Source organism: Aedoeadaptatus ivorii (assembly GCF_900638585.1).
Lineage (GTDB): Bacteria > Bacillota > Clostridia > Tissierellales > Peptoniphilaceae > Aedoeadaptatus > Aedoeadaptatus ivorii.
The window spans coordinates 741,482-766,543 of record NZ_LR134523.1; the positions used below are offsets into that span (position 1 = coordinate 741,482).

The 25,062-nt window shown below is 52.3% G+C and carries 26 protein-coding genes; 22 read left to right on the forward strand and 4 right to left on the reverse strand.

Annotated elements, in window-relative coordinates:
• The first annotated feature begins 1 nt into the window (after window position 1).
• Window positions 2–331, forward strand: a complete 330-nt coding sequence (locus tag EL294_RS03740; protein WP_126465364.1) for a YerC/YecD family TrpR-related protein — start codon at window positions 2–4, stop codon at window positions 329–331.
• 86 nt (window positions 332–417) lie between these two features.
• On the opposite strand, the gene EL294_RS03745 is transcribed toward EL294_RS03740, so the two are convergent.
• Entirely contained in the window at window positions 418–2,181 is a 1,764-nt protein-coding gene (locus EL294_RS03745; protein WP_126465365.1) for an Rqc2 family fibronectin-binding protein, read from the reverse strand.
• 74 nt (window positions 2,182–2,255) lie between these two features.
• Here EL294_RS03745 and EL294_RS03750 point away from each other — a divergent pair, with 74 nt between their 5' ends.
• Genes EL294_RS03750 through EL294_RS03820 form a run of 15 tightly spaced genes read left to right on the forward strand, consistent with a single transcriptional unit; the run spans window position 2,256 to window position 16,801 of the window.
• Window positions 2,256–3,119 (forward strand): YicC/YloC family endoribonuclease, encoded by an 864-nt coding sequence (locus tag EL294_RS03750; protein ID WP_164715210.1) that lies wholly within the window; start codon window positions 2,256–2,258, stop codon window positions 3,117–3,119.
• A gap of 20 nt (window positions 3,120–3,139) precedes the next feature.
• Entirely contained in the window at window positions 3,140–3,757 is a 618-nt protein-coding gene (gene gmk, locus EL294_RS03755) for a guanylate kinase (protein ID WP_126465367.1), read from the forward strand.
• On the forward strand, window positions 3,754–4,038 hold the full coding sequence (gene rpoZ / locus EL294_RS03760; RefSeq protein WP_126465368.1) for a DNA-directed RNA polymerase subunit omega: 285 nt from the start codon (window positions 3,754–3,756) through the stop codon (window positions 4,036–4,038). Before gmk ends, rpoZ begins: the two co-directional genes overlap by 4 nt.
• Window positions 4,025–5,224, forward strand: coding sequence for a bifunctional phosphopantothenoylcysteine decarboxylase/phosphopantothenate--cysteine ligase CoaBC (coaBC, locus tag EL294_RS03765; protein ID WP_126465369.1), 1,200 nt, complete (start codon window positions 4,025–4,027; stop codon window positions 5,222–5,224). The genes rpoZ and coaBC overlap by 14 nt, the downstream gene beginning before the upstream one ends.
• A 42-nt stretch (window positions 5,225–5,266) precedes the next feature.
• Window positions 5,267–7,576: a replication restart helicase PriA gene (gene priA / locus EL294_RS03770; protein WP_126465370.1), complete on the forward strand. Its 2,310-nt coding sequence runs from the start codon at window positions 5,267–5,269 to the stop codon at window positions 7,574–7,576.
• A 20-nt stretch (window positions 7,577–7,596) separates the two neighbouring features.
• Window positions 7,597–8,085 (forward strand): peptide deformylase, encoded by a 489-nt coding sequence (gene def, locus EL294_RS03775; protein WP_126465371.1) that lies wholly within the window; start codon window positions 7,597–7,599, stop codon window positions 8,083–8,085.
• A complete protein-coding gene (gene fmt / locus EL294_RS03780) occupies window positions 8,085–8,999 on the forward strand; it encodes a methionyl-tRNA formyltransferase (RefSeq protein ID WP_126465372.1) in 915 nt (304 codons plus the stop codon). The genes def and fmt overlap by 1 nt, the downstream gene beginning before the upstream one ends.
• Window positions 8,999–9,685: a zinc metallopeptidase gene (locus tag EL294_RS03785; RefSeq protein ID WP_126465373.1), complete on the forward strand. Its 687-nt coding sequence runs from the start codon at window positions 8,999–9,001 to the stop codon at window positions 9,683–9,685. Before fmt ends, EL294_RS03785 begins: the two co-directional genes overlap by 1 nt.
• A complete protein-coding gene (gene rsmB / locus EL294_RS03790) occupies window positions 9,685–10,938 on the forward strand; it encodes a 16S rRNA (cytosine(967)-C(5))-methyltransferase RsmB (RefSeq protein ID WP_126465374.1) in 1,254 nt (417 codons plus the stop codon). The genes EL294_RS03785 and rsmB overlap by 1 nt, the downstream gene beginning before the upstream one ends.
• Window positions 10,939–10,940: 2 nt before the next feature.
• A complete protein-coding gene (rlmN, locus tag EL294_RS03795) occupies window positions 10,941–11,966 on the forward strand; it encodes a dual-specificity RNA methyltransferase RlmN (protein WP_126465375.1) in 1,026 nt (341 codons plus the stop codon).
• Window positions 11,967–11,970: 4 nt separating this feature from the next.
• Complete coding sequence (locus EL294_RS03800) at window positions 11,971–12,675, forward strand: Stp1/IreP family PP2C-type Ser/Thr phosphatase (RefSeq protein ID WP_126465376.1); 705 nt, start codon at window positions 11,971–11,973, stop codon at window positions 12,673–12,675.
• A gap of 13 nt (window positions 12,676–12,688) precedes the next feature.
• The gene (gene pknB, locus EL294_RS03805) at window positions 12,689–14,656 is read left to right on the forward strand and encodes a Stk1 family PASTA domain-containing Ser/Thr kinase (protein WP_164715211.1); all 1,968 of its coding nucleotides are present in this window, start codon (window positions 12,689–12,691) and stop codon (window positions 14,654–14,656) included.
• A 5-nt stretch (window positions 14,657–14,661) separates the two neighbouring features.
• Complete coding sequence (gene rsgA / locus EL294_RS03810; RefSeq protein ID WP_126465378.1) at window positions 14,662–15,540, forward strand: ribosome small subunit-dependent GTPase A; 879 nt, start codon at window positions 14,662–14,664, stop codon at window positions 15,538–15,540.
• Window positions 15,531–16,172, forward strand: coding sequence for a ribulose-phosphate 3-epimerase (gene rpe / locus EL294_RS03815; RefSeq protein ID WP_126465379.1), 642 nt, complete (start codon window positions 15,531–15,533; stop codon window positions 16,170–16,172). The genes rsgA and rpe overlap by 10 nt, the downstream gene beginning before the upstream one ends.
• Entirely contained in the window at window positions 16,169–16,801 is a 633-nt protein-coding gene (locus EL294_RS03820; RefSeq protein WP_126465380.1) for a thiamine diphosphokinase, read from the forward strand. The genes rpe and EL294_RS03820 overlap by 4 nt, the downstream gene beginning before the upstream one ends.
• 83 nt (window positions 16,802–16,884) lie before the next feature.
• Here the strand turns inward: EL294_RS03820 and EL294_RS03825 are convergent, their stop codons facing one another.
• Both EL294_RS03825 and rpmB read right to left on the reverse strand, forming a co-directional pair.
• The gene (locus tag EL294_RS03825; protein WP_126465381.1) at window positions 16,885–17,832 is read right to left on the reverse strand and encodes an NAD(P)-dependent oxidoreductase; all 948 of its coding nucleotides are present in this window, start codon (window positions 17,830–17,832) and stop codon (window positions 16,885–16,887) included.
• Between the two features lie 61 nt (window positions 17,833–17,893).
• Window positions 17,894–18,085, reverse strand: coding sequence for a 50S ribosomal protein L28 (gene rpmB, locus EL294_RS03830; protein ID WP_126465382.1), 192 nt, complete (start codon window positions 18,083–18,085; stop codon window positions 17,894–17,896).
• 143 nt (window positions 18,086–18,228) lie between these two features.
• Between rpmB and EL294_RS03835 the strand changes: the two genes are divergently transcribed.
• From EL294_RS03835 to EL294_RS03860, 6 genes are read left to right on the forward strand one after another with little or no spacing between them, the layout of a single operon-like run.
• The gene (locus tag EL294_RS03835; RefSeq protein WP_126465383.1) at window positions 18,229–18,582 is read left to right on the forward strand and encodes an Asp23/Gls24 family envelope stress response protein; all 354 of its coding nucleotides are present in this window, start codon (window positions 18,229–18,231) and stop codon (window positions 18,580–18,582) included.
• A 9-nt stretch (window positions 18,583–18,591) separates the two neighbouring features.
• Entirely contained in the window at window positions 18,592–20,229 is a 1,638-nt protein-coding gene (locus tag EL294_RS03840; RefSeq protein ID WP_126465384.1) for a DAK2 domain-containing protein, read from the forward strand.
• A gap of 38 nt (window positions 20,230–20,267) precedes the next feature.
• A complete protein-coding gene (gene recG, locus EL294_RS03845) occupies window positions 20,268–22,298 on the forward strand; it encodes an ATP-dependent DNA helicase RecG (protein WP_126465385.1) in 2,031 nt (676 codons plus the stop codon).
• A 48-nt stretch (window positions 22,299–22,346) separates the two neighbouring features.
• Window positions 22,347–22,901 carry a 16S rRNA (guanine(966)-N(2))-methyltransferase RsmD gene (rsmD, locus tag EL294_RS03850; RefSeq protein WP_126465386.1) on the forward strand — a complete coding sequence of 185 codons (555 nt, stop codon included), beginning with the start codon at window positions 22,347–22,349 and terminating at the stop codon, window positions 22,899–22,901.
• A gap of 3 nt (window positions 22,902–22,904) precedes the next feature.
• A complete protein-coding gene (gene coaD, locus EL294_RS03855) occupies window positions 22,905–23,384 on the forward strand; it encodes a pantetheine-phosphate adenylyltransferase (protein WP_126465387.1) in 480 nt (159 codons plus the stop codon).
• A gap of 2 nt (window positions 23,385–23,386) precedes the next feature.
• Entirely contained in the window at window positions 23,387–23,827 is a 441-nt protein-coding gene (locus EL294_RS03860; protein ID WP_126465388.1) for an ATP synthase subunit B family protein, read from the forward strand.
• 32 nt (window positions 23,828–23,859) lie between these two features.
• Here the strand turns inward: EL294_RS03860 and EL294_RS03865 are convergent, their stop codons facing one another.
• A complete protein-coding gene (locus EL294_RS03865; protein ID WP_126465389.1) occupies window positions 23,860–25,008 on the reverse strand; it encodes a nucleotidyltransferase family protein in 1,149 nt (382 codons plus the stop codon).
• Window positions 25,009–25,062: the final 54 nt, after the last annotated feature.

Genomic DNA, 25,062 nt, shown 5'->3' on the forward strand with positions numbered 1-25,062 from the left:
TATGCGTTATTCTTCAAAAATCGAAGACAAAAATATGGACGAATTGTTTGAAGCCATTTTAGCCCTGAAAAATAAAGAGGAGTGCTATCGTTTCTTCGAGGATATTTGTACGGTAAAAGAACTCAAAGCCATTTCTCAACGGCTTGAAGTGGTCAAGCTATTGGTCCAAGACCATACCTACCAAAAAATCGAGCAAGAGACCGGCGCATCTACCGCCACCATCAGCCGCATCAACCGCGCCCTACATTACGGTGCGGACGGATATAATTTGATCCTAAAGCGTTTGGGCTACCTAAACGACAAGAAAAAAGGCGAATCGGAAGACAAATAGTCCGATTGCTTGCCAATATCCAAATAAAAAGACCCTCGTCGCCGAACTTACTTCGGTAGCGGGGGTCTTTGTATGCTGGAAACGGTTTATGCATCGGATGCAGGCATTCGAAGCGCTTCTACGGATTTTTTGTTCGGCGTAACCCGCACCGAAGAAAAGTCCGTATACAGCACCAATCCCGGTTGATTCGACGGATGCCGGCGGATATGGGCGCGGCGCGTATAATCCACCTCTACATTGGCGGAATGGCGACTGCGGCTATAATAGGCGGCGAGCATCGCACATTCGGCGATTGTCTCGGGGGATGGGTTCTCTCCCGGATCCCTTAGAATCACGTGGCTGCCCGGGCCCGATTTGACGTGGAACCATAAATCGCTTTTGGCGGCGAATTTAAGCGTAAGCTCCTGATTTTGTCGATTGTTTCGGCCCACATAGACATCTTTTCCGTCGCCGGTGCGAAAGCGCAGGTAGCCGGGCTGTTTGGCGGCCTTTTTCTTCTTGTCGCGGTGGCCCTTGTACTTCTTCTTCAAAAAGTCTTCGCGGAACTCCTCCTGAATGCCGTCGACTTCTTCTACATTTTCCGCATCTTCTAAGTTGTAAAGCATAGAATCCAGATAGCGAATGGTGCTGCGATTTCTTTCGATTCGCGCGGTCAATGCCGCCTCGGCGTGTTTTAATTTGGCATAACGCTTATAGTAGCGGGCGGCATTTTGGATAGCGTCTTTGGTCGGGTCCAGAGGAATGCGAAGGGGCGCCATATTGTCGTAAAAGTTTTCCAGTTCGACTTCCTGCAGCCCCCGTTCCACTTGCCAGGCATTAGATGAGAGCACGTCGGCATAGACCTTATACTTTTTCCGGTCTTTGGCGTCTCGAAGCTCGAATTCCATCTTTTCCTGCTTGTGGAGCGCCCGTTCCAAATGATTCTTGATCTGTCGGTTTAGATTCTGACTTTTTTGTCGCACGCGGTCTTCTTCGACGCGATCGGTAAACGTCGTATCCAAAAGTTCCGAGGGGCTTTCGTAGAAGGTCTTTCTCTCTTCGGGATACTGGGTAAGGTTTACGACACTGTACGCGAGGACCTTAGTGCCGTCGGAGACGCTTTGGGGACTAAAATCTTTTGATTTGACTTCGGATACGATGCTGAAAAATGCACGTTTGAATGCATCGGGGTCTACATTTTTTACGGGCACCTTTTCGGAAGTCCCCGCGCGATAGCAGATTTCTCTTGCGATTAAGGGCGAGATGCCGAGATAGTTGCGGATCAAGAAGTTTTTGGCAGACATCGCCTCTTCCCGCGCCCATTTTTCGGCAAAACCCATCGCATCTTCTGTGAGGGGATTGTCCCTGTCGATAATATTTTCGAGGGAATAGGGTTCTCCGGGCAGAACTTGTCGCACCCGGCTGATATGGATGCCGATGCGTTTTATGGCATCGATCACATCACCATTTTCATTCAATAGAATGATATTGGAGTGGCGGCCCATCATCTCGATCATAAGAGTTTTTTCTACCGGATCGAAGAGTTCGTCGATGCCGCGGACCTTGATAGCCAATATACGGTCCATCTCGATTTGTGTAATCGATAGGATGGTCGAAGATTCCAAATGCTTGCGCAGAAGCATACAAAAAGCAGGCGGCGTTTGGGGATTTTTGAATTTCTTTTTTGTGATGTAGGCACAGGGATTGTTGGCCGCTGCGGAAAGCAACAAGCTCCCGCGGTCTTTTCCCGCCCGCAAATTAAAAAGCAATACGTCTTTCTCGGGTTGGTATATTTTATCGATCTTGCCGCCGGCAAATCGCGTATTTAATTCTTCGGAAACGGCTGCGGTCATAATACCGTCATAACTCAAACTGCATAACCTCCTTCGAGGAGCGATTGTCGCCTCCCCGTTCTTTTATGTATAATACCATAGAGGAGGCTTTTATGAACAGTATGACTGGCTTCGGAACGGCGGAGGTACATGGCGATCGCGGTTCCGTTCGGGTTTCTATAAAATCCGTAAACCACAAGGGTTTGGACATTCGAATTCGGGGGCTGGGGGAGATCCCCGAGGCGGAAGCCGATATGAAAAACATCCTTCGGCGCCATATCAAGCGCGGCCATGTGGAAGTGCAATACCGCTGTGAGAGAGTAGCCGGCGATGCATTGACATTCGACGAAGGGGCGTTTGAAGCCTATCGAAATCTCTTGCACAAGACCGGTGCCACGAAAGAAGGGGACGATGTCGACGTGTACTGGATCCTCGATAAGCCCGGTGTCGTACAGACGGAATTCGACGCGTCCGATACGTTTTTAGAAAAAGAATTCGAGGAAGCGGCGGCGCTGGCGATCGCGGATCTGGTTTCGATGCGGCGAGCGGAAGGGGCGAATGTCTTTCGCGAAATAAAGGCCGATCTCGGAAGGCTAAAGGGCATCGTCGAGGAGATGGAGCGCGAGTCCGAAGCGGAAAAAGAGATTCGCCGGGTGGCGTTCGAAGAGCGCGTGCGGGCGTTTATGCGCGAATTCGAGGCCGATCCCGCGCGTTTTTCTACGGAACTTGCGCTCTTGTACGATAAGATGTCTGTCGAAGAAGAAATCACACGTCTATACTCTCATATCGATCAGTTTGATGATATAATGAATGGTAACGGTCCGGTGGGAAGAAAGCTGGACTTTCTTCTTCAGGAGATGCACAGAGAGGCGAACACGATCAGTTCCAAGTCCAAAAGCGTGGCCGTCCTCCACGACATCGTCGAAGTCAAATCTTTGATCGAAGATATGAGAGAACAGATCGCCAATATAGAGTAGAGGAAAAAGGCTGGTGTTACGTGTCTAAAGGTTTTTTATTGGTTTTATCGGGCCCTTCCGGAAGCGGAAAGGGAACGGTTAGCGAAGCGCTGATGAAACAAAATGACGAAGTCAAGTTTTCGACCTCGGTTACGACGAGAAAGCCGAGGCCTTCGGAAGTCGACGGAGAGAACTATTTTTTTAAGACCACCGAAGAATTTGAACAGATGGTGGAAAACGACGAATTGTTGGAATACGCTCATGTGCATACCAACTATTACGGAACGCCGAAGGAATTCGTGTTTGATGAAATCGAAAAAGGCGAGATCGTGCTCTTAGAAATCGACGTACAAGGCGCTTTGCAGATCAAGAAAAAATACCACGAAGCCGTATTTATTTTCCTGCTGCCGCCGACCATGGATGAATTAAAACAGCGCATTATCGGACGCGGCACCGAAAGCGAACAGGACATAGAGACGAGATTTGCCAACGCATTTAAGGAACTGGATTTCGTCGGCGAATACGACTTTTTCGTCGTCAACGACGAGGTGGACAGGGCCGTTTCGGATATCGAAAATATTATCGCGGCCGAGAAGCTGCGGGTAAAACGGTATGAAAATATCAAAGAAGATATGGTAGAGAGGAGGGCGATACGATGAATATTCTATCTTTTGGAGAGATTTCTAAGATTACGACCAGTCGATACGCTTTGGCGAGTTTGGTCTCCAAGCGCGCCAGAGAAATCGTCGCGGGAGAGGACGCTTTGATCGATACGGAACTGGAAAACCCCGTATCCATCGCCATGCAGGAAGTGGCGGAAGGCGCCGTCGATTTTACGACGAAGGAACGATACGAAGAAATTCTCGAAGAAAAGCGGATTCGCCGCGAGGCGCTCGAAGCAGAAAAAAGCGAAGAGGAGGAGGAACTTGCTGCAGAATAAACGCATTCTCCTCGGCGTGTGCGGGGGGATCAGTGCGTATAAGTCGGTAGATTTGGTAAGCCGTCTTAAAAAAGCGGGCGCGGAGGTTCAGGTCGTTATGACCGAAGCCGCGACACATTTTGTGACCCCGCTGACCTTTCAAACTATGAGCAACAATGTGGTCCATGTGGAGATGTTCAACCAGCTTTCCAATATGAATGTGGAACATATCTCTTTGGCGAAATGGGCCGATTGCATCGTTATCGCACCGGCCACTGCCAACACCATGGCGAAGCTCGCATACGGGATCGCGGACAATATGCTGAGTACCGTAGCGCTTGCGGCCCGCTCTCCGATTCTGTTGGCCCCCGCGATGAATACGGGTATGCTGCGTGCAGAAGCGACGCAGAAGTCGCTTGCCATTTTAAGTGCGCGAAGCGGCGTAGAAATCCTGCCCACCGGATCGGGCCTGTTGGCCTGTCAAGACGTGGGAGAGGGAAAGATGGCAGAGCCGAAAGAGATCCTCAGCTATATTGACCGCGCCCTTACAAAAAAAACATTACAGGACGTAGAGATCACCATCACGGCGGGTCCGACTTTAGAGAGGATCGACCCGGTGCGCTTCGTCTCCAACCACAGTTCCGGAAAGATGGGCTACGCCCTGGCGAAGGCGGCGGCCGACCGCGGTGCAAAGGTCCATTTGATCAGCGGACCGTCACGGCTTGAGGCGCCTGTGGGCGTCGACTTTATCCCGGTCGAATCCACCGAAGAAATGTTTCGCGCCGTCGAGTCGCTATTTTCGCGCACGCGCGTGTTGATCAAAGCCGCGGCTCCATCGGATTTTAAGCCGGCGCACTATACCGAAGAGAAGATCAAAAAGCGGGAGAGCGGAGAAATGGCCATCGCCTTACGTCCCAATCCTGACATCGCCAAGCATTTCGGCGCCATTAAAGGCGATCGGGTGATCGTGGGATTCGCCGCGGAAAGCCACAATATGCGCACCTACGCCGAAAAGAAATTGAAGGAAAAGAATTTCAACTTTATCGTCGCCAATAACATCACCGAAAAGGATGCCGGTTTCCGCGCTGATACGAATCGGGTAGAAATATTTTTCTCCGACGGAAAGGCCGAATCGCTTCCGATTATGGACAAGAGCGCGTTGGCAGAGATTATACTGGATAAAGTGGAACAGGAACTGGAAAGCTAGAGGGATCTAGCTTTTTTGCATTGTTTGGAGTGTTTGGCTCGTATGATTGTGCATGTGTATATAGAAAAATCGCTGCCCCAAATCGATCAGCTGTATAGCTATCGCTGGGAACAAGACGGAAGCGATCCGATCGGTAAACGCGTGGTGGTGCCATTTGGACGGGGGAATCGACGCGAGGTGGCGGTGGTTCTGGCGGCTGAAGAAGGGACGGGGGAAGATTTAAAGGCGGTGATTTCCGTGCCGGATCACCGGTCGATTCTCTCCCGTCACGCCATAGAGTTAGGGCGTCGCATGCGGGAAGTATTTTTGACTTCTTATGTGCAGTCTTTTCAGCCCCTCTTGCCGAAATACGTGAGCGGCACCATAAAAGAGGCTCTGTATCTCGCCGAGGAAGACGAGGCGCTCGCGTCCCTTTTCGGGGAAAAAGACGCGATATTCCTAGAGGATTTAAACGAAAAGGAGACGGCGGCAATCGATGCCGGTATTCGCCGGGGGACGGTAAAACCCCGATTTGTCTCCACCGGTGCCGTTCAAAAAAGAAAGCGGCGCGTATTCGCGGCGGTGCGCACAGAAGCAGGCGATCTGCCGGAAAAACAGCGCTGTGTCTACGAACTCTTACTGGCCGAAGGGCCCCTTAGTAAAAAGGTGGTCCGCGAAAAGACGGGATTTTCCGACAGTCCCCTTACGTCATTGCAAGAAAAGGGATTGGTGAAAGAGGAGAATGCTCCGCTGCCTCTCCCCGAAGAAGGACCGGTGCTCCGCGAAGAGCAGGCCCGGGCGATCGACGCCATTCGATCGGCGCACGGCCAAAACCATCTATTGTTCGGCGAGACGGGAAGCGGTAAGACCGAGGTGTATATGCGCCTCTGTCAGGAGGCGATAAAGGACGGCAAAGACGCGATCGTCATCGTGCCGGAAATCGGACTCGCTACCCAGACGGTACACCGATTTCGGGCGCGCTTTCCGGGAAAGGTGGAGGTGCTCCACTCGGGCTTAAGCGCCGGAGAGAAGGCGGCGGCTTGGCTGCGCATCCGCGAGCGTCCGGGTACCATCGTCGTGGGCGCGCGTTCGGCAATCTTTGCGCCGACAAACCATCTTTCGTATATTTGTATCGACGAAGAACAGGAAGAGAGCTACGACTATCAAGAGGGGCTCCGGTACGACGTGCGGGAAGTGGCGGAGATTCGCGCCCGCATCGACCATGCTAAGGTGATCTACGGCTCCGCCACCCCTTCGGTGAAGACCTATGCGCGAAAGGACAAAGACCTTACCGTGCATCGTTTGGTACAGACGGCCACCGGTTCGACGGCGCGGGCGCCGATTCGCGTGGTGGATATGCGGGAAGAATTGATGCGCGGCAATGTGGAGATCCTCTCCGGCGAAATGATGGTGGGCATTGCGGATGCCCTTCAGCGCAAAAAACAGGCGATTCTTTTTATCAACCGCCGAGGGTATAGCCATTTTGTAAGTTGCAGGAGCTGCGGTTACGTATTGGAATGCGACGCTTGCGACATTGCCATGGTCTATCACAAAAATACCGATCGGCTGCACTGTCATTACTGTGGCCTGACCAAAATTTTACCCAAGACCTGCCCGGAATGCGGCAGCCCCTACCTTAAACAATTCGGGATCGGCACGGAGCACGTATCGGAGTGGATACGCAAAAAATTTCCGAAGGCGCGCGTTTTGCGCATGGACAAGGACACAATGGCGCAAAAGGGAAACTACGCCGCGGTCTACAAGAAGATGCAAGACAAGGAAGTCGATATCCTGGTGGGTACGCAGATGCTCGCCAAGGGATTCGACTTTCCCGACGTGGTCTTTGTCGGCGTCGTAGCGGCGGATCTCTCTTTGTATATTTCCGATTATCGGGCGCAGGAAAAGACCTTTCAGCTCTTGACGCAGGTGTCGGGCCGTGCCGGGAGGGGACAGGCGGCGGGAAAAGTCGTCATACAGACCTATAATCCGGACAATTACAGCATCGTCTTTTCGAAAGATCGGGCGTACGAGCGCTTCTTCCACCGGGAGATGCAAGCGCGCAAACAGTACGGCTATCCGCCCTATGTCCATTTGCTCCGCATCCATATACGCGGCAAAGGAGATCTGCGGCCGTATGGCGAGAATTGGAAGCGGACCCTCGAGGCGATCGGACGCCACAACCATTTGGATGCGATCGTATTGGATCCGGTGGAGCAGCCGCGGATCAAAAATCGCGAACACTTTACCGTTACGGCAAAGATCTATCCCGAGGACTACCGGGTCTATATGCAGGCTTTAAAACGGGTATTAAATCATTATTATAGAAATATAGCAGAGAAAAATATCGCCGTCGGCATATCCATAGACGGCTGAAAAATACAGAAAGGAAATCTATGGCGAAATTACAAATTCGAACGGACGGAGATCCCATCCTTCGCAAAAAATCCCGCGCTGTCGAGCAATTTGACGATGCGCTCCACACATTGATCGAAGATATGTACGAGACCATGTATGCCACCGAAGGGGTAGGACTGGCCGCAGTACAGATCGGAAAATTAAAGCGCCTACTTGTGATCGACGATTACGAAGGCCATAAGCTGGTCTTAATCAATCCCGAAGTCGTCGAAAAATCGGGCGCGGAATCGGGCATCGAAGCCTGTCTGAGCGTTCCCGAACGAGCGGGCGAGGTAGAGCGGGCGACCCATATCGTCGTTTCCTATAAAGACGCCCGGGGCGAAGCGCGCACCCTCGAGGCGGACGCCTTTCTTGCGCGGATCGTGCAACACGAGATGGACCATCTGGAGGGCATCTTGTTTACCGATCGCGCCGAAGAAATGTACGTACTGGAGCCCAAGGAAGAGAAGAAAGCCGAGGCGAAGTAATGCGCAGTGTATTCTTCGGGACGCCGGAGTTTTCCGTGCTGGCGCTTCGCGCCTTACATGCGGTTTCCGATGTTGTGATGGTTGTGACCCGAGAAGACAAACAGACCGGCCGCGGTAAAAAAGTGCGTCCTACGCCCGTCAAGGTAGAAGCGGGAAAATTGGGGATACCGGTATTCCAGCCGAAAAACAGTAACGACGAGGCGGCATTGGACGTATTACGAAGACAAGATGCCGATCTCTTCGTCGTGGTGGCGTACGGACAGATTCTACACGCGGAACTTTTGGAGATTCCCAAAAAATATACCGTGAACATTCACAGTTCCTTGCTCCCCCGATTCCGCGGCGCGGCACCGATGCAGTGGGCGATCCTCGAAGGGGACGCCGAGACGGGCGTCAGCCTGATGCAGATCGAGGAGGGATTGGATTCCGGGCCTGTTTGGGAGATGCGAAAGACCCCCGTCGACGGGAAGGACTTCGGCGACATTCACGACGAACTGGCGTCGCTCGGTGCCGAACTGTTGACGGATTTCGTCGAGGCAGTTCGTAAGGGGCCGGTAACGTTTTGCGAGCAGGAACACGAAAAGGCGACCTATGCCGAAAAAATCGACGATTGCGTGACACAGATCGACGTGTATTGGGAGAGCGCCGAGGAGATCGAGCGCAAGGTGCGGGCATTTTCTCCGATGCCCGGTGCATATCTCGAATTTCGCGGCGAGCGGATTAAGATATTTGCCGCAGAAGTGCAGAGTGAGAATCTGGCCCCGGGTATCTTTAGGGCGGGCAAAAAGTTTCTGCGTCTGGGAACGCGCGAAGGGTCTCTACTCGTAAAGGAAATTCAGCGTCCGGGTAAAAAACGCATGGACATTGTGTCGTTTCTCGCCGGTGTCTCTTTGCCCGAGAAGGGGGAAATCTGATGATGGGACTTTACTATTGGGACATGAAGTATTGGCTATATATCCTGCCAGGCCTTTTGCTCGCCATGTATGCCCAGGGAAAGATTCGCGAAAATTTCGAACACTATTCCAAGGTCTATAATCGCCACCAATTGACGGGGCGTAGCCTTGCGGAGCGCATTCTGAAAAAATATGGCATGTACGATGTGAAAATCGAGCGGATCCGCGGAAATCTCACCGACCACTACGATCCGTCCGCCATGACCCTGCGGCTCAGCGAAGACGTATACGATTCGACTTCGATCGCCGCTTTGGGGATCGCCGCCCACGAAGTGGGACATGCCATCCAGCACGAAGAATCCTATGGTCCGCTCCGCTTTCGAAACGCATTGGTGCCCTTGGCGGGATTGGGTTCCAATCTGTCGTACTTTTTGATATTTATCGGCCTGATGTTTTACGGGCCCCTTCTAAGACTTGGGATCGCACTTTTTGCGATTACGGTGCTCTTTCAGCTGCTCACCTTGCCGGTGGAATACGACGCGAGCCATCGCGCCAAAGTCCTCTTGCGAGACGGCGTGCTGGATGCGTCGGAGATGGTCGGCGTCGAAAAGATCCTATCCGCCGCGGCGCTCACCTATGTCGCGAGCCTACTCACGGCGGCGGGCACCTTGCTGCGCCTACTTTCTTTGGGAAGGAGAAATGACTGATGGCGGGCCCAAGATTGCGGGCGGCCTTTGCACTGGAAAAGATCTACGACGGCATCTACATCAAAGATGCGTTGCAATTCGACGGCCTTTCGCCAAAGGACGCCAGATTGATGGAGCAGATTGTATACGGCTGTGTACGACACCGTAGCTATCTCGATTCTATCGTCAATCGTTATGTGCGAAATCACAAGCGCCTCGAGACCATGATCCGCTATATTCTGCAGATCGGCCTCTATCAAATTCGCTTTCTGGACCGCGTGCCGGCCCATGCCGCCGTCGACGAAGCGGTGCGATCGGCGAAAAAAATCGCCAATGTCGGCGCCGCCGGTTTGGTAAACGGCGTGCTACGCGCGATTTTACGAGAAAAAGAGAAGGCATTTCGCATCGTAGAGAAGGATCCCGTGCGTCGCCTTTCGATTCAATATAGTTTTCCCGAGGAATGGGTGCGCCATTTTCAGCCGATCCTAAAAGAAGAGACGGAAGCATTTTTCCGCGCGCTTTCCAAGCCGGCGCCGCTTACCGTGCGCCCGGTGGGAATCGACCGAGATACACTGGCCCATATGCTGGAAGCGGTGGGATATTCTTCCAAGCCGTCTCCGGCATCGGATATCGCCCTCGATATCGCCGATCCCTGGGGACTTTTTTCCGGCGACGCTTTTCGAAGCGGCGCCTTCTATGTGCAAGATGCGGCATCGATGCACGTGGTGGAGCTGTTTACGCCCGATCGCGACGCCCGCGCATTGGATCTCTGTGCCGCCCCCGGCGGAAAGAGCTTTCAAATGGCGGAAATCTTCGCTTCGGTAGACGCATTTGACGTATCGCCTGCGCGTCTTGCGATTATGAATGAAAATATAGAGCGCCTACAGATTCAAAATGTGCACACACAAGTCAATAACGCCTTAAAACCCGTGAGGGATACAAGCTACGACCGCATTCTTTTGGACGCGCCCTGTTCCGGATTCGGCCTGATTCGTCGAAAACCCGAGATCAAGTGGCGCGTTCGCACGGAAGATCTTAAAGATTTGGCAAGGGTACAGCGAAAAATGCTTGAAAATGCCTATGGCGCACTTTCTCGCGGCGGCGAACTCGTGTATAGTACTTGCACGGTTACCTTAGAAGAAAATGAAGGGGTGCTGCAATCCTTCTTATCGGATCATCCCGAGTGTACGCTCAAGGGCGGCGGAGAGCGATTCTGGCCCCATAAGCGGCATACGGACGGTTTTTCGATGGCCTGTATCGTCAGAAAGGAATGAATATGCACTGGACAGAGATGTATCCCGAAGAGTTAAAAGAATGTATGGCGGAAGCGGGAGAGAAACCCTTTCGCGGGGTGCAGCTCTTTGAAGGGCACCACGGAAAGCGAAAAGCGCTTGAAGAGATGAGTAATATCCCCGATCGCCTGGCAAAGAAATTGGGCGATGCGCCCTATGCGGTGCGCATCGTGAAGCGATTGGCTTCCAAACTCGATGAGACGAAGAAGTATTTGTATCGACTGCACGACGGCGAGATCGTAGAGGGGGTGTTGATGCGCTATCATCACGGCTATAGCCTCTGCGTATCCTCTCAAGTCGGCTGCAAGATGGGTTGTCGCTTTTGTGTTTCCACCCGCGGCGGCCTGATCCGCAATCTACGGCCCTATGAAATGCTCGATCAGGTGTATGCGGTAGAAGCGCGGGAGGGAATTTCGATTTCCAATGTTATTCTGATGGGAAGCGGCGAACCCCTCGACAATTACGATCACGTCCTCCGATTTTTGCGCCTTCTGCACGATCCGAAGGGGAAGAATATGAGTTATCGCAATATGACCATATCCACCTCCGGCGTCGTGGAGGGAATCGATCGATTGGCCGAAGAAGATATTCCCGTCAATCTCGCCGTGAGTTTGCACGAGACCGATCAATCGGCGCGGAAAAAGATTATGCCGATCGCCGCGCGGTACCCCCTGGAAGAACTGATGCGCGCACTGCGTCGGTACGCCGATCGAACGGGGCAGCGTATCACCTTTGAATATACATTGATTCGGGGAAAAAATGACGGCGAACGCAATATTCGCGAGATGCAGTCGCTCCTTCGGGGCCTGCCGGCACATATCAATTTGATTCCTTTGAATCCCACGGACCATTATGACGAAAGTCGACCGGCGCGCGAGGAGATCCTCCGGTTTCAAAGGGAGTTGTCGCAAAAAGGCTTATCGTGTACAATACGAAGAGAATTAGGCAGTGATATTCAGGCGAGTTGCGGACAACTGAAAGCCGGATGCGAGGCCGAAGAGACAAGGTGATTATATGAAAATATCTGCGTATACCGATATCGGTGGCAGAGAGAATAACGAAGACAGCTATTATATCGATCCCCGGCACCGTTTCGCCATTTTGGCAGACGGGATGGGCGGACATGCCGCCGGAGAGACGGCGAGTTCCATCGCGGTAAGCACGCTCCGCAAGATGCTGTCGGTACCCATAGAGAACGAAAAACAGCTGATCGACCTCCTAAACCGCGGGGTGCAGGAGGCGAATCGAGAGATTTTTCGTCAGTCGGAGGAGAATTTCAAACTGCGGGGCATGGGAACGACCTTAAGTCTGGTCTACATCCTGGGCAAGAAGCTGTATTATGTCAATGTCGGCGATTCCCGCATTTACGGCTATCGGGAGGCGTTGTTTCAAATCTCAAAGGACGACAGTTTCGTCAACTATCTTTTGGAAATGGGCGACATTTCCGAAGAAGAAGCGCGCGTCCACCCGAAGAAAAACGTATTGACCAAGGCATTGGGAACGGCGAAGGGGATCGACTTCGAGATTCGAACCCTGCCCCTGGATATGTCCTATATCATTCTGTGCTCCGACGGCCTGTCGGATGTTGCGGATATCGAAGAGATCGAGAAGACCCTGTTGGCAGACAAGAAAGACGTGGCAAAGAGACTCGTACGATTGGCATTGGACGCCGGCGGCAAGGACAATATTACCGTGATCGTCTTTGATAAGAGTAGGTGAGGATATGCGAGGAATGATTTTAGCGGATCGGTACGAATGTCTCGACAAGATCGGCAGCGGAGGCATGGGCGATGTCTATAAAGCCCACGATCGACGGCTGGACCGTATCGTCGCTATAAAAGTTTTAAAAAGTGAATACAACGAGGACGACAATTTTATCCGCAAGTTCAGAAGGGAATCTTTGGCGGCCGCGAGTATCTCGCATCCCAATATCGTAAGCATTTACGACGTCGGAATGGAGACCATCGACGGCGACGACGTGTATTATATCGTCATGGAATATATCGACGGCAAGACCCTAAAAGAACTGGTGCGGGAAGAAGGAATGCTTCCGCAGAACCAGGCGCTGAATTACCTGATCCAGATCGCCGAAGCGCTAAAAATCGCGCATAGCAAAAACATCATCCACCGGGACATCAAGTCCCAAAACATTATGGTGACCCGGGACAATCGGGTAAAAGTCACGGATTTCGGCATCGCGCGCATGGCGGGCAATGCCACAGTAACCGTAACCAATGCGGTGATGGGAAGCGTCCACTATTTTTCCCCCGAACAGGCACGGGGCCAAAAGGTCGATGCCCGAAGCGACATTTATTCCATGGGGATCGTCCTCTTTGAGATGTTGACGGGCGATGTGCCTTTCGATTCCGAAAATCCCATCACCGTCGCATTGATGCATGTGCAGAACAAGATCCCCCTTCCCTCGGAGCGCAACCCCCGCGTCAGTGCGGAGGTCGATCAGGTATTCGCCCATATGACCGAGAAGAAGCCTTCCGACCGATACGACAACGTCGGTTTGATCATAGAAGATGTAAAGGCAATCCTTTTGGGCAAGGTGTACGGCAGCTCTCGTCCCGTAGAACCGACGCGGACCACCGTAGTGATTCCTCCCGAGCGGCAGAAAGCGCCGGGAAATACGGCGCCGATCCAAGCCGCAGAAAACGAAGAGCAAAACGCTGCGAAAAAGCCGAAAAAGAAGCAGTCCAATCCCGTCGCCATGGTGGCGGGTGTATTGCTCGCCCTCTTATTGCTGTTTGGCGTGGCATTTGGCGGCAGTAAGATCAAAGACATTCTGACGACCAATCAGGAAATGAGTGCGGTCGAAATGGTGGATTTGATCGGAAAAGACGTATCCGAAGCGAAGGACTTCGCGGCTTCAAACGATTTGGATTTGGGCATCGAAGAAAAAGAATCCGACGAGGGATTAAAACCCGGTACGATTCTCGCGCAATCGGTAGAGGCCGGTCAAGTTCTCAAAAAAGGCGACCGTTTCTCGGTAACCATCGCCAAGGACATCGAAAAAATCGTCGTGCCCGATTTAGAGAATATGACCATTTCCGAGGCACAATCCGCCCTCAGGAATTTGGGGCTCAAGCTTGTCGTCGACAAGACCGAGTACAATGACCAGGTTCCCTCGGAGCGAATTATTCGCCAAAAACCCGACGCCGAAACGGAAATCGAAAAGAACGCCTCCGTACACGTGGTGATCAGCAAGGGACAGGATGCGAAAATGACCGTCGTTCCCAATCTGAAAGGCGTCACCTTGGATAAGGCGAAGGCGCTGCTTGCGGAACAGGGTTTGAAGCTCGGCAATGTGGAAGAGCGCGAAGACATTACCGTCGGACCCGGCGAGGTCGTATGGCAGCAATACAACAGCGGCAATCAAATTCCCGCCGGTTCCCGCGTGGATATTATCTTAAGCAAACGACCCGAACCCGAGGAGCCGGAAGAAGAGCCGACAGAAGACGACAATTCCGGCGAAAACACCGGCGTAACGGAAAAGACGCTTTCGGCGCAGGTGCCCGCAGACGGAAACACCCACAAAATCGAAGTGATCATTCACTCGAAGGGCACAGACCGCGTCATTCAGAAGGAAGAAGTAATGGGAGGCTCGTCTATCTCGTATCCGGTAAAGGGCGCGACCGGCGATCGGGCCTCGATCCGCATCGACGGTTCTACCGTGCAGACGGTTAACTTTTAGTGACTATGCGGGGTAGAATTACAAAACTCCTCGGCGGTTTCTATTATGTCTACGCCGAGGACCACAATACCTACGAGACGCGCGCCAGGGGCATTTTTCGCCACCGCAATATGAAGCCGGTGGTGGGGGATTTCGTGACCCTGACTTTGGACGAGGGGGATCGCTTAAACTCGGTAGAAGAAATCCTTCCGCGCAAAAACGTCGTACTGCGACCGCCGGTGGCGAATGTCGATCAGATGTTGGTCTTTATCCCGGTGGCGAGCCCAAAGTACAATTTGTATTTGGTCGATAAATTGATCGCCTACTATGAATACAAGGAGATCGAGATTTACCCGGTCGTCTCAAAATTCGATTTGGATCCGGAGGAGGCGCGCCGCGTCGCCGCGATCTATGAACAAAGCGGCTACCGGGTGTTTCTCCTCTCGGAAGATGCGGAAGCCTCCGTTCAGGCCCTCGAGAGCGTGCTGCACCACAAGACGACCGCCTTGAGCGGGGTTTCGGGTGCGGGAAAATCGACATTTTTGAATCGCACGTTGGGTCTCGATCTCGAGACGAGCGCGGTGAGCGATAAAAACAGTCGGGGACGCCATACGACGCGACACACAGAAATTTTCGCCGGCGAGGAAGGGATGTACCTCTTCGATACTCCGGGTTTTTCCAGTATAGAACTCTCGGAGATCCCGTCGGAAGAATTGGCGGATGCCTTTCGCGAATTCCGCGACGTTATGGGGCAATGCAAGTTTCAAAACTGCGTTCATATCAACGAGCCCGGTTGCGCGGTCAAAGCTGCTGTCGAGGCGAAGAAAATCCCCGAATCCCGCTACGAAAACTATGTAAAGATTTATGAAGAACTATCGGAAAAGGAGAACACAAAATGGCGTTAGTGGCACCGTCGATTCTATCGGCCGACTTCTCCGCCTTGGGAGAAGCCATCGATTTTTTGGACAAAGAGGCCGTTGACTATATCCATATCGACGTAATGGACGGATTGTATGTACCGAACCTCACCTTCGGGCCGCCGGTGATTCGCTCGATTCGCAGTCGCACCGAAATCCCCTTCGATGTACATCTGATGATCGATCGGCCGGAACATTCTGTGGATCAATACATCGCAGCGGGCGCGGACCGAATTACTTTCCATACCGATGCGACCATCCATAGCCACCGTCTCGTGTATGCGATCAAAGAAGCCGGTGTGCGGGCGGGCATCAGCCTGAACCCGGGACAGAGCCCCGAGAGCATTCGGTATCTCTTGGACGACTTGGACCTGATTCTCGTGATGAGCGTAAATCCGGGTTTCGGCGGCCAAAAGTTTATCGAATCTTCGGTGGAAAAGGTGCGTGAAATCCGCAAAATGCTCCGGGGAAGAGATGTAGAAATTATGGTCGACGGCGGGGTCAACGAACATACCGGAAAGCGCCTCGTCGAGGCGGGGGCGCGCAGCTTGGTAGCGGGTTCGTATATTTTCGGACACGAGGACCCGTCTTCGGCGATACGAGCGCTTCGATCGTTATGAAGCGGGGACTGATCATCACCGGGGGCACGCCGCCTTCTAAGGAACTTTTGGAAAGAGAAATCGAAGCGGCCGACGGCATCATCTGTGCCGATCACGGTTTCGACGCATTGGGCGCGATCCCGGAGAAACTTTTGCTCGTCGTGGGCGATTTTGACAGTGCGGTTCGCACGCAAGAGATCCAAAGACCGGAGATTCCCGCGGAGATCCTCTCGCCGATGAAGGATGAAACGGACACCGAGATGGCGCTTTTGCGCATGCTCGAATACAAGCCCGAGGAAATTCGCATCCTCGGCGGCACCGGCTCGAGAATCGATCACAGCCTGGCGACGATTTTTTCTCTAGAGGCCTATGTAGATGGAGAAACGCGGATTCTCCTCGTGGACGATTCCAATCGCCTCGAGATTTTGGGCGAGGGGCGCTATACTTTTTCGAAGGACGGCTATACCTATATCAGCCTCTTGCCGCTTACGGATTCCGCCATCGTCTCGACGGAAGGCATGAAATATGAAATTTCTGCCCTGTCCCTGATGCGCAAGCGTACGCGTGGCGTAAGCAACGAGATCCTAGACAATACCGGTACGATCACCATTCACAAAGGGCACGTGGTCGTGGTCCAATCCTCGGATTGAACAAACGATGCTTGCCTACATACGCGCAATAAAAAACAGAACCGACATAGCTTTTGTCGGTTCTGTTTTTGTTTGCTGTCGGATCAGTTGACTTGGTTTCTGGGTTTTTCGCCGCGCATAAAATCTTCGAGATTGTCCACACAGGCGTTTCCCATTTCGAGTCTCGCTTCGACGGTGGCATTTCCCAAATGCGGGGCGAGGGTAACATTGTCCATGTCGAGTAAGGCTTCGGTGACCTTCGGTTCGAATTCATAGACATCCAAGGCGGCGCCGGCGATTTCGCCCTTTTCGAGTGCATCGGCCAAGGCCGCTTCGTCGATCAACGGTCCCCTTGCGGCATTGATAAAGACGGCGGTCTTTTTCATGGCGGCAAAGGCATCCGCATCAAAGCGGTGCTTCAATTCAGGGGCGAAGGCGGAATGGAGACTGATATAATCGGATTCGGCGAGGAGGGCGTCAAAATCTACATATCGCGCGCCCAATTGCTCGATATCGTCCTTTCGATGGCGGGAGTGATAGATGACGTCCATTTCAAAAGCCAAGGCGCGTTTGGCCAGGTTTTTGCCGATATTGCCCATGCCGAAAATTCCCAACGTCTTACCGCGGAGTTCGCGTCCCAAGAAATAGGTGGGCCTCCAACCGCGGAAGCCGCCAGACTTCAAATCTTTTTCCGCTTCGAGCAGTCGACGAGATTGCGCGAGCATCAGCAAAAAGGTCAGCTCCGCCGTAGACACGGCAGAGGAGGGAGCGGGGGCATTGCAGACGACGATGCCTTTTTCTTTGGCGTAGTCGATGTCGATATTGTCAAAGCCCGCGCCGTAATTCAAGATGATCTTAAGATCCGAAGCGCGATCCATGATTTCGGCGTCGATTTTATCGGAAAGGGGACAGATCAACGCTTCTTTGCCCGAAAGCCTTTCGATGATCTCTTCTTTTGTCAAGGGAATGTCGCTATCGTGATAGCTGTAGTCGTAGCCTTTTAGGCGTTCGAGCACCGATTCGGGAATGCGACTTGCAATATACAATTTCATAGACTCCTCCTTTTGCCAAATTCAATACAAAAAAAGCCGATTCATCGAATCGACTTATTTCTTACAGGGCCCGTTGGACCTTACCGGAACGCAAACAGCGCGTGCATACATAAATTCGTTTGTTGGATCCGTTTACTTTTGCCAAGACTCTCTGTAAATTCGGAGACCAAGTTCTGTTTCCCCTTCTGTGGGAGAAGGAAATAGAATTCCCATATTGCTTTTGTTTTCCGCAAACTTCACATCTTTTAGACATTTTTACACCTCCTCCGACGCTTTACAATACGAGATATTTTACCATAGGAAAAATAAAATTGCAATTCGGGCATCTATGTTTTTCCCGCTATCAAGTATGATATAATGGTGGAAATTCCGATCATCGGAAAGGAGGCATATAGAATGCAAGTAACGATTCCGACGAATAAAGGAAATATTACGATCGACAATCAAGTGATCGCCACCATCGCCGGCATCTCCGCCATGGAAAGCTACGGCATCGTGGGCATGGCGTCGAAGAATGCGGCAGACGGCATCTTTCAATTGTTGAAATTTGAAAACCTGACGAAGGGAATTTCCGTAAATTCGGAGAACGAGCGGATACGGATACAACTTCACGTAATCATAGAGTTCGGCATTCGTATTTCTACTGTGGGACAGAACGTCATCGACCGGGTGCGATTCAATGTAGAATCTCTGACGGGTCTCGAAGTAGAGGATATCGAGGTCTTGGTCGAAGGCATTCGGATGGACTAGAGGTAGCAAATGGAGCATATATCTGCGAAAGCATTTCGTGAAGCGCTGATCAGTGCTTCCAATTTTTTAGAGCAAAACAAAACGACGGTCAACGACTTAAACGTGTTTCCCGTTCCCGACGGCGATACCGGTACCAATATGTCGATGACCATAAAGAGCGCCGTTCGGCAGGTGGAATCCTCAGAAGCCGAGGACGTCGCCGGATTGGCATCGGAAATGAGCCGCGGGGCGCTTATGGGCGCGCGGGGAAATAGCGGGGTCATTCTTTCCCAGCTGTTCCGCGGATTCGCCGAAGGGCTGAAGGACAAAGAGGTCCTAAATATTCAAAACTTGGCGGTCGCCCTGAAGAAGGCATCGGAAATGACATATCTTGCGGTAATGAAGCCCACCGAAGGCACGATACTTACCGTAGGGAGAGAAAGCGCGGACTTTGCCATAAAAAATGCGAAGAAGTATTCCGATCTGATCGAATTCGCCGAAGCCGTTCTCTCGCGCGCGAAAGAATCTTTGGCGAATACGCCGAATCTATTGCCCGTCTTAAAAGAAGCCGGCGTCGTCGATGCCGGGGGACAGGGCCTGGTGACGATTATGGAAGGCGCGCTTTTGTCCTTAAAGGGTATGCCCGTCACGGGAGAGGCGGTGCACGATGCGGTGGTGGAAAAGGCGGAACGCAAACGCATTTCTACCGACGACATTCAATTCGGCTACTGTACGGAATTTATCGTAAATACCGAAGAGGACCACGTGGAGGATCTCAAGGCGAAGCTCATCGAACGGGGCGACAGCCTTTTGGTCGTGGGCGACGATAAGATGATCAAGGTCCACGTGCATACCAACGATCCCGGTCTCGCCCTGCAAAGCGGATTGGAATACGGGTTCTTGAAAGACATAAAGATCGACAATATGCGCATACAGCACTCCGAACGCCTATTTAGCGAAACGCAGGTACAAAAGGTGCAGCAAGAAGAGAAGGCCGCGCCCGTCGAAGAAAAATCGGACGGTTTTGTCGCGATTTGCGCGGGAAAAGGCCTAGAATCCATCTTTAAGGAAGCCGGCGCGGACTATATCGTAACCGGCGGACAGACGATGAACCCCAGTACGGAAGATATACTGGCGGGGATTGAGAAGGTTTCGGCAAAACGCGTATTCGTACTTCCCAACAACGGCAATATCTTTATGGCGGCGAAGGCGGCGGCCGAGATCTCCAAAAAAGAAGTCGTCGTACTGGAGACCCGTACCATCCCCGAGGGGATCAATGCTTGCATTCACTTCCTGCCCGATGCCTCTTTAGAAGAGAATTTAGAGAATATGAATGCCGCCATCGACGATGTCCGCTCCGCCCAGATCACCTATGCGGTGCGGGATACGGAAATGAACGGCATCGAAATCCATAAGGACGACATCATCGGCATTTCCGATAAAAAAATCCTCGCCAGAGGCGAAACGGTACACGACACCACCCTCGCCGTATTGGAAGAAATGATCGACGACGATACATCGTATGTCTCCCTCTACGCCGGAGAAGACGTGGATGCATCGGCGACGGAGGCCATGGAAGAGGCCATTTCTTCGGCGCATCCCGATCTGGATTTTGAAATCCTTCGCGGCGACCAGCCGATCTACTACTACTTGATTTCTGTCGAATAAACAGCAGGCGAAAGCCTGCTTTTTCATTGGAGGAATCTATGGAACTCTACGACCCCATTGAGAAGATTCGGGGGATTGGCAAAAAAACCGCCGAACGGCTCCATGCGCTCGGCAAAAAAACCGCCGAAGACCTGCTATATACCATGCCTACGCGCTACGAAGACGGCAGTCGATTGCATTCTCTAAATAAGCCGGATTTTTCAGAGAAACAGACTTATCGAGTTCGGGTCATTGAAAAATCGCCCGTGCGCTATATGAAAAAAGGCCTGAAAATGCAGACGTTCACCGTCGAAGACGGCGGCAGAGAAGCAGATCTGACCCTTTTTAATATGCCCTTTATGGACAAAAAATTGCAAATCGGCGGGGAGTACTATATCTTCGGAAAGCCGAAACTGTTTCAGAATCGCCTGCAGTTTTCTGCCGTTAAACTCTTTAATGCGGCTGAACGGGAGGAGGCGCTCTCCATCGTGCCGATCTATCCCCTCGGTGCGGGGATTGGGCAGAAGGCGATGGGAAGATTTATTGAAGAAGCGCTCGAAAATACGGCGGTGCCGCCGGTGGTGCCCGATTATTTGCGCAAGCGTTACGGGATTTTGTCAGAGGGGGATGCCCTCCAAGCCGTGCATCGGCCCCGGAGAATCGAGGATGCGATGCTGGGACGGCAATCCCTGGTGTTTTCCGAATTTCTTTTGTTCCAGGCGGCCTTGGGAAGATTTCACGAGGAGAGATCCGAAGCGGGTTTTTCGATGGAACACGAGGATCTCGCGGAGAGGCTGCTCACCTCCTTGCCCTTTTCTCTAACTGACGACCAGGCGGCGGCGTGGGCGGATATTCGCCGCGATATGGCGAGCGCCGAGCGGATGGAGCGTTTGATTCAGGGAGATGTGGGGAGCGGAAAGACGGTACTCGCATTTCTGGCCATGGCGGTGGCGGTGGCATCCGGCTACCAGGCGATGATGATGGCGCCGACGGAGATCCTCGCCGCCCAACATTATCGACAGGCACAGGAATTATTTTTTCCCTTAGGGGTAAAGACCGAACTATTGACGGGATCTATGAAGGCGAAAGAGAAGCGCGATGTTCTCGAAAACTTTTCCGTCGGAAATTGCGATATCTTAATCGGCACCCATGCGCTGTTTCAAGAAGATGTAAAAAACGACCGACTGGGCCTTACGATCACCGACGAACAGCATCGATTCGGCGTGCTCCAACGAGAAAAGCTACAGGAAAAGGTCTCGGCCAGCGACCGATTGATTATGACGGCGACGCCGATTCCCAGAAGTCTCGGGATCGTGATGTACGGCAGCGGAAAGATCTCGTCTATTCGCACCATGCCGGCGGGCAGAAAGCCCATAGAAACCGCCGTCGTGGGAGGACAAGACCTCGAGAGCGCTTATGGATTTATGGAATCTTTTTTGAAGAGCGGCCAGCAAATCTATGTGGTATGCCCGCTGATTGAGGGAGACGACAAGAATCCTCTGCACGATGCACAGAGCGTTTACCAATACTTTTCTCGGGAGCGGTTTTCAAATTATGGCGTACGCTGTCTCCACGGGCGCCTATCTGCGGAAGAAAAAAATGCGATTATGCAGGACTTCCAGGAAAACCGCGTGCAGATCTTGATTTCGACGACGGTAATCGAAGTGGGCGTCAATGTGCCTAATGCCAACCTCCTTTTCGTATTCGATGCCGATCGCTTCGGCCTCTCCACCTTGCATCAGCTCCGGGGAAGGGTGGGCCGCGGCGATCAAAAGGCCTACTGTATTTTGCACTCCGACAGCGACAAACCGGCGGCGCGGCAACGACTGCAAATCCTCGTTCGCTCGACAGACGGGTTTTATATCGCAGAAGAAGACCTTAAAATGCGCGGCGGCGGCGATTTTTTCGGCACACAGCAGTCGGGGGCTATCCATTTCCGCATCGGCGATTTGATCGAGGATATGGACATTATGCGCTATGCGAAAATTGAAGCCGATGCGATTCTTTCGGGCGGGCATTTGAATCCGAGGGAACAGGCGGATCTGTATCGTGCGGTCATCGCCTACGAAAACCGCATCCGCGGGATCTAGAGAATTGTCAGGAAAACGGAGCTATGCTACACTTTAGGGGGAGAAATTATGCGGATAATAGCGGGGGAAAAGCGCGGTAGAAAACTCAAGACCCCAAAGGGCGATCGCATTCGTCCGACCGAAGACCGCATTAAAGAGAGTATATTCAATGTCCTCTTTGGTCCTTTTTCGGATGTAAATGCGCTGGATCTTTTTGCCGGCACCGGCGGAATCGGAATCGAATTTCTGAGCCGCGGCGCAGCTATGGTATGGTTCTGCGACAAGCATCCGGACAGTTTGCGACTTATTCGTGAAAATTTGAACCTTACGGGGTATAATAGCAAGAGCAGAGTGTTCGAAGGATCTTACGAGCAATGCCTTTCGGAAGCAGCAGATCGCGGCATGCGATTCGATTACATATATCTCGACCCGCCCTATGCGGAACGAGCGTATTATTCGGAGGCAATTCGAGCGGTCGTAGCGTCCGACCTACTGAAAGAGCAAGGCCGCTTGATTCTCGAAGCGCCTCGGGAGTACGAATTCGAAGACGTCACAGGCCTTCGGCTCGCTCGCTTAAAGAAGTACGGAAATAAGAAAATATGGATCTACGAAAGTTGTGATTAGGATTTGAAAGTCATTTATGCCGGCAGTTTTGACCCCGTGACCCACGGTCATCTGGATATTATCTTTCGCGCCAGAAAGATTTTCGGCGAGGTCATCGTAGCCGTCTTAAACAATAAAAACAAGGCGGGACTTTTTTCGACGGAAGAAAGACTCCACTTGTTACGGGAAGTTTTAAAGGACGAGAAGGGGATCGAGGTCGACAGTTTCGAAGGATTATTGGTGGATTATGCCCAGGAAAAAGGCATCTCTACCGTCGTCCGCGGACTCCGGTCCAATACCGACTACGAAAGCGAGTATATGCTCGCCATGGCCAATAAGAATTATGGCACGGGTCTGGAGACGGTCTTTTTGCTTTCCGACCAGAATCAGTTGTTTGTCAGTTCGTCTCTCGCCAAAGAGGTCGCGATGTTCGACGGAGACACCTCTCTGTTCGTTCCCGCCGTGGTAGGAGAAGCGATGAAGAAGAAAATGAGAGGAAGGTAGTAATGGACGTTATTCGATTAATTGAAGATTTAAGAGATCTTCTGGAAGTCAGCAGCACCATTCCCCTTACGGGAAAGACCATGGTGGACAAGGACGAGATCAACCATATCTTGGACCAGATTCAATCGCAAATTCCCCAAGATATTTCCGAGGCGAAAAACATCAAAGAACGCAAGGATGAGATCTTTGAAGAAGCCAATCTGCACGCCAAGCAAATCGTACAGGCGGCCCATGTAGAAGCGCAAAAGCTGGTCGACGAAGACGAGATCACCGTGACCGCACAAAATCAGGCGAGAGAAATCATGCGCCGCGCCGAAGAAGAGAGCGAACAGATGCGTATCTCGGCCAAGCGCTATGTAGACGGTCTATTGGAACAGACCCAGGTGCAACTTTCCGATATGATCAAACTCATCAATGAAAACCGCAAAGAATTAGGAGAATAGCCCCTATAAAAAAGACTCGGAGACCATCCGAGTCATTTTTTGTATGTCGTGATCACGGGGTGGCGTAGATAATCCTCGCCCATTTGCGCCTTTGTAAGGACCGACCAGAGATCGGTGGCCTTCGATTCCCAAACGAGTTGTAAAGATTCGTCGGGATCCCCATCGTGCAATTGTTTGAAGTTTGTAAGGAGGCGACATTCTCCGTTTTTCGCAAAAGAGAGGATCTCTCTGCCCCGCTCGTTAAAGCCGAGAACCTGAAGGCTTCGACTGTTTTGGACGCTTGTCTGCGTCTCCTTTTTGGAGATGTCGAGATAGGCGGATAGAAGCAGGCGGGCAATGCGCCATTTGGAGTATCTGCGGGTGGAGGCGCGCTCTAAAAAGCGAAATGCATTCGTTTCCGTCCGCAGAAGACGAACAATACGGTGTTCGATCCCCGCTTCATAGCCGTCATAAGGGGAAAAATCGAAGTCGGCGCCGAAATGCGCGCGGTAGAGCAAATACAGGCCGGAAAATAGCGCGGCTTCGTCAAATTGCGGCGGCGTGGCCGCACAGTATTTTGTCGCGCGCGCGGGATCTGTGCCGAAGATGCGGCGAATTTCGCTCGCATGCATTGTAGGAAATGCGCCGTCTTCTTTTCGGGGGATCGGTATCAGTGATATGGGCAGATTCTGATCGGCGATGGCCCTATAATAACCGAAGGCGAGGAGGGCATTGCCCTGAAAAAGATGTCGCCATGCGGTATTTTTCTCTTCCAGCGCCATGCGATACGCCGTGGCATAGGAAGCGCCGTCATTCAGGGACGATTTGAGCCGGTCCCGAAAGTCCTTTGTTTTCGTATAGAGGCGAATGGCCTCGAAGGTGCGCGTATCGCCCCATTCCGTGCCGCAACAAATACTTCGAATGCCCGGCACATGGGCCAAGGCGGAGACGGCGCCATAGGAAAACATCTCTCCATGGGCTATCGCCGTTTGCACGGGATGGGTGAGAACCAGATCGCCGCCGTTTTGGAGAATGTCCTTTGCCCGCGTAAATTTGTCCGTCACCACGGGCATGCCCCGTTGGGTAAATGCGCCGCTTAAGAGGACCACCACGCCGTCTGCGCGCTGTCTTGCTTCTTGTAAAATCTGCAAATGCCCGTAATGCAACGGGTTCATTTCCGCTACGACGGCGGCATAGTTCATGGTATCCGATCCTTTCGTTTATTTCGCCATTTGTCCCTTATATGATATAATAAC

Bases quoted from the DNA above. Each gene is read 5' to 3' on its own strand.
- EL294_RS03740 (WP_126465364.1), top strand. From the start codon at position 2: ATGCGTTATTCTTCAAAAATCGAAGACAAAAATATGGACGAATTGTTT.
- EL294_RS03750 (WP_164715210.1), top strand. From the start codon at position 2,256: ATGAACAGTATGACTGGCTTCGGAACGGCGGAGGTACATGGCGATCGC.
- rpoZ (WP_126465368.1), top strand. From the start codon at position 3,754: ATGAATATTCTATCTTTTGGAGAGATTTCTAAGATTACGACCAGTCGA.
- priA (WP_126465370.1), top strand. From the start codon at position 5,267: ATGATTGTGCATGTGTATATAGAAAAATCGCTGCCCCAAATCGATCAG.
- def (WP_126465371.1), top strand. From the start codon at position 7,597: ATGGCGAAATTACAAATTCGAACGGACGGAGATCCCATCCTTCGCAAA.
- fmt (WP_126465372.1), top strand. From the start codon at position 8,085: ATGCGCAGTGTATTCTTCGGGACGCCGGAGTTTTCCGTGCTGGCGCTT.
- EL294_RS03785 (WP_126465373.1), top strand. From the start codon at position 8,999: ATGATGGGACTTTACTATTGGGACATGAAGTATTGGCTATATATCCTG.
- rsmB (WP_126465374.1), top strand. From the start codon at position 9,685: ATGGCGGGCCCAAGATTGCGGGCGGCCTTTGCACTGGAAAAGATCTAC.
- rlmN (WP_126465375.1), top strand. From the start codon at position 10,941: ATGCACTGGACAGAGATGTATCCCGAAGAGTTAAAAGAATGTATGGCG.
- EL294_RS03800 (WP_126465376.1), top strand. From the start codon at position 11,971: ATGAAAATATCTGCGTATACCGATATCGGTGGCAGAGAGAATAACGAA.
- pknB (WP_164715211.1), top strand. From the start codon at position 12,689: ATGATTTTAGCGGATCGGTACGAATGTCTCGACAAGATCGGCAGCGGA.
- rsgA (WP_126465378.1), top strand. From the start codon at position 14,662: ATGCGGGGTAGAATTACAAAACTCCTCGGCGGTTTCTATTATGTCTAC.
- rpe (WP_126465379.1), top strand. From the start codon at position 15,531: ATGGCGTTAGTGGCACCGTCGATTCTATCGGCCGACTTCTCCGCCTTG.
- EL294_RS03820 (WP_126465380.1), top strand. From the start codon at position 16,169: ATGAAGCGGGGACTGATCATCACCGGGGGCACGCCGCCTTCTAAGGAA.
- EL294_RS03825 (WP_126465381.1), bottom strand. From the start codon at position 17,832: ATGAAATTGTATATTGCAAGTCGCATTCCCGAATCGGTGCTCGAACGC.
- rpmB (WP_126465382.1), bottom strand. From the start codon at position 18,085: ATGTCTAAAAGATGTGAAGTTTGCGGAAAACAAAAGCAATATGGGAAT.
- EL294_RS03835 (WP_126465383.1), top strand. From the start codon at position 18,229: ATGCAAGTAACGATTCCGACGAATAAAGGAAATATTACGATCGACAAT.
- EL294_RS03840 (WP_126465384.1), top strand. From the start codon at position 18,592: ATGGAGCATATATCTGCGAAAGCATTTCGTGAAGCGCTGATCAGTGCT.
- recG (WP_126465385.1), top strand. From the start codon at position 20,268: ATGGAACTCTACGACCCCATTGAGAAGATTCGGGGGATTGGCAAAAAA.
- rsmD (WP_126465386.1), top strand. From the start codon at position 22,347: ATGCGGATAATAGCGGGGGAAAAGCGCGGTAGAAAACTCAAGACCCCA.
- EL294_RS03860 (WP_126465388.1), top strand. From the start codon at position 23,387: ATGGACGTTATTCGATTAATTGAAGATTTAAGAGATCTTCTGGAAGTC.
- EL294_RS03865 (WP_126465389.1), bottom strand. From the start codon at position 25,008: ATGAACTATGCCGCCGTCGTAGCGGAAATGAACCCGTTGCATTACGGG.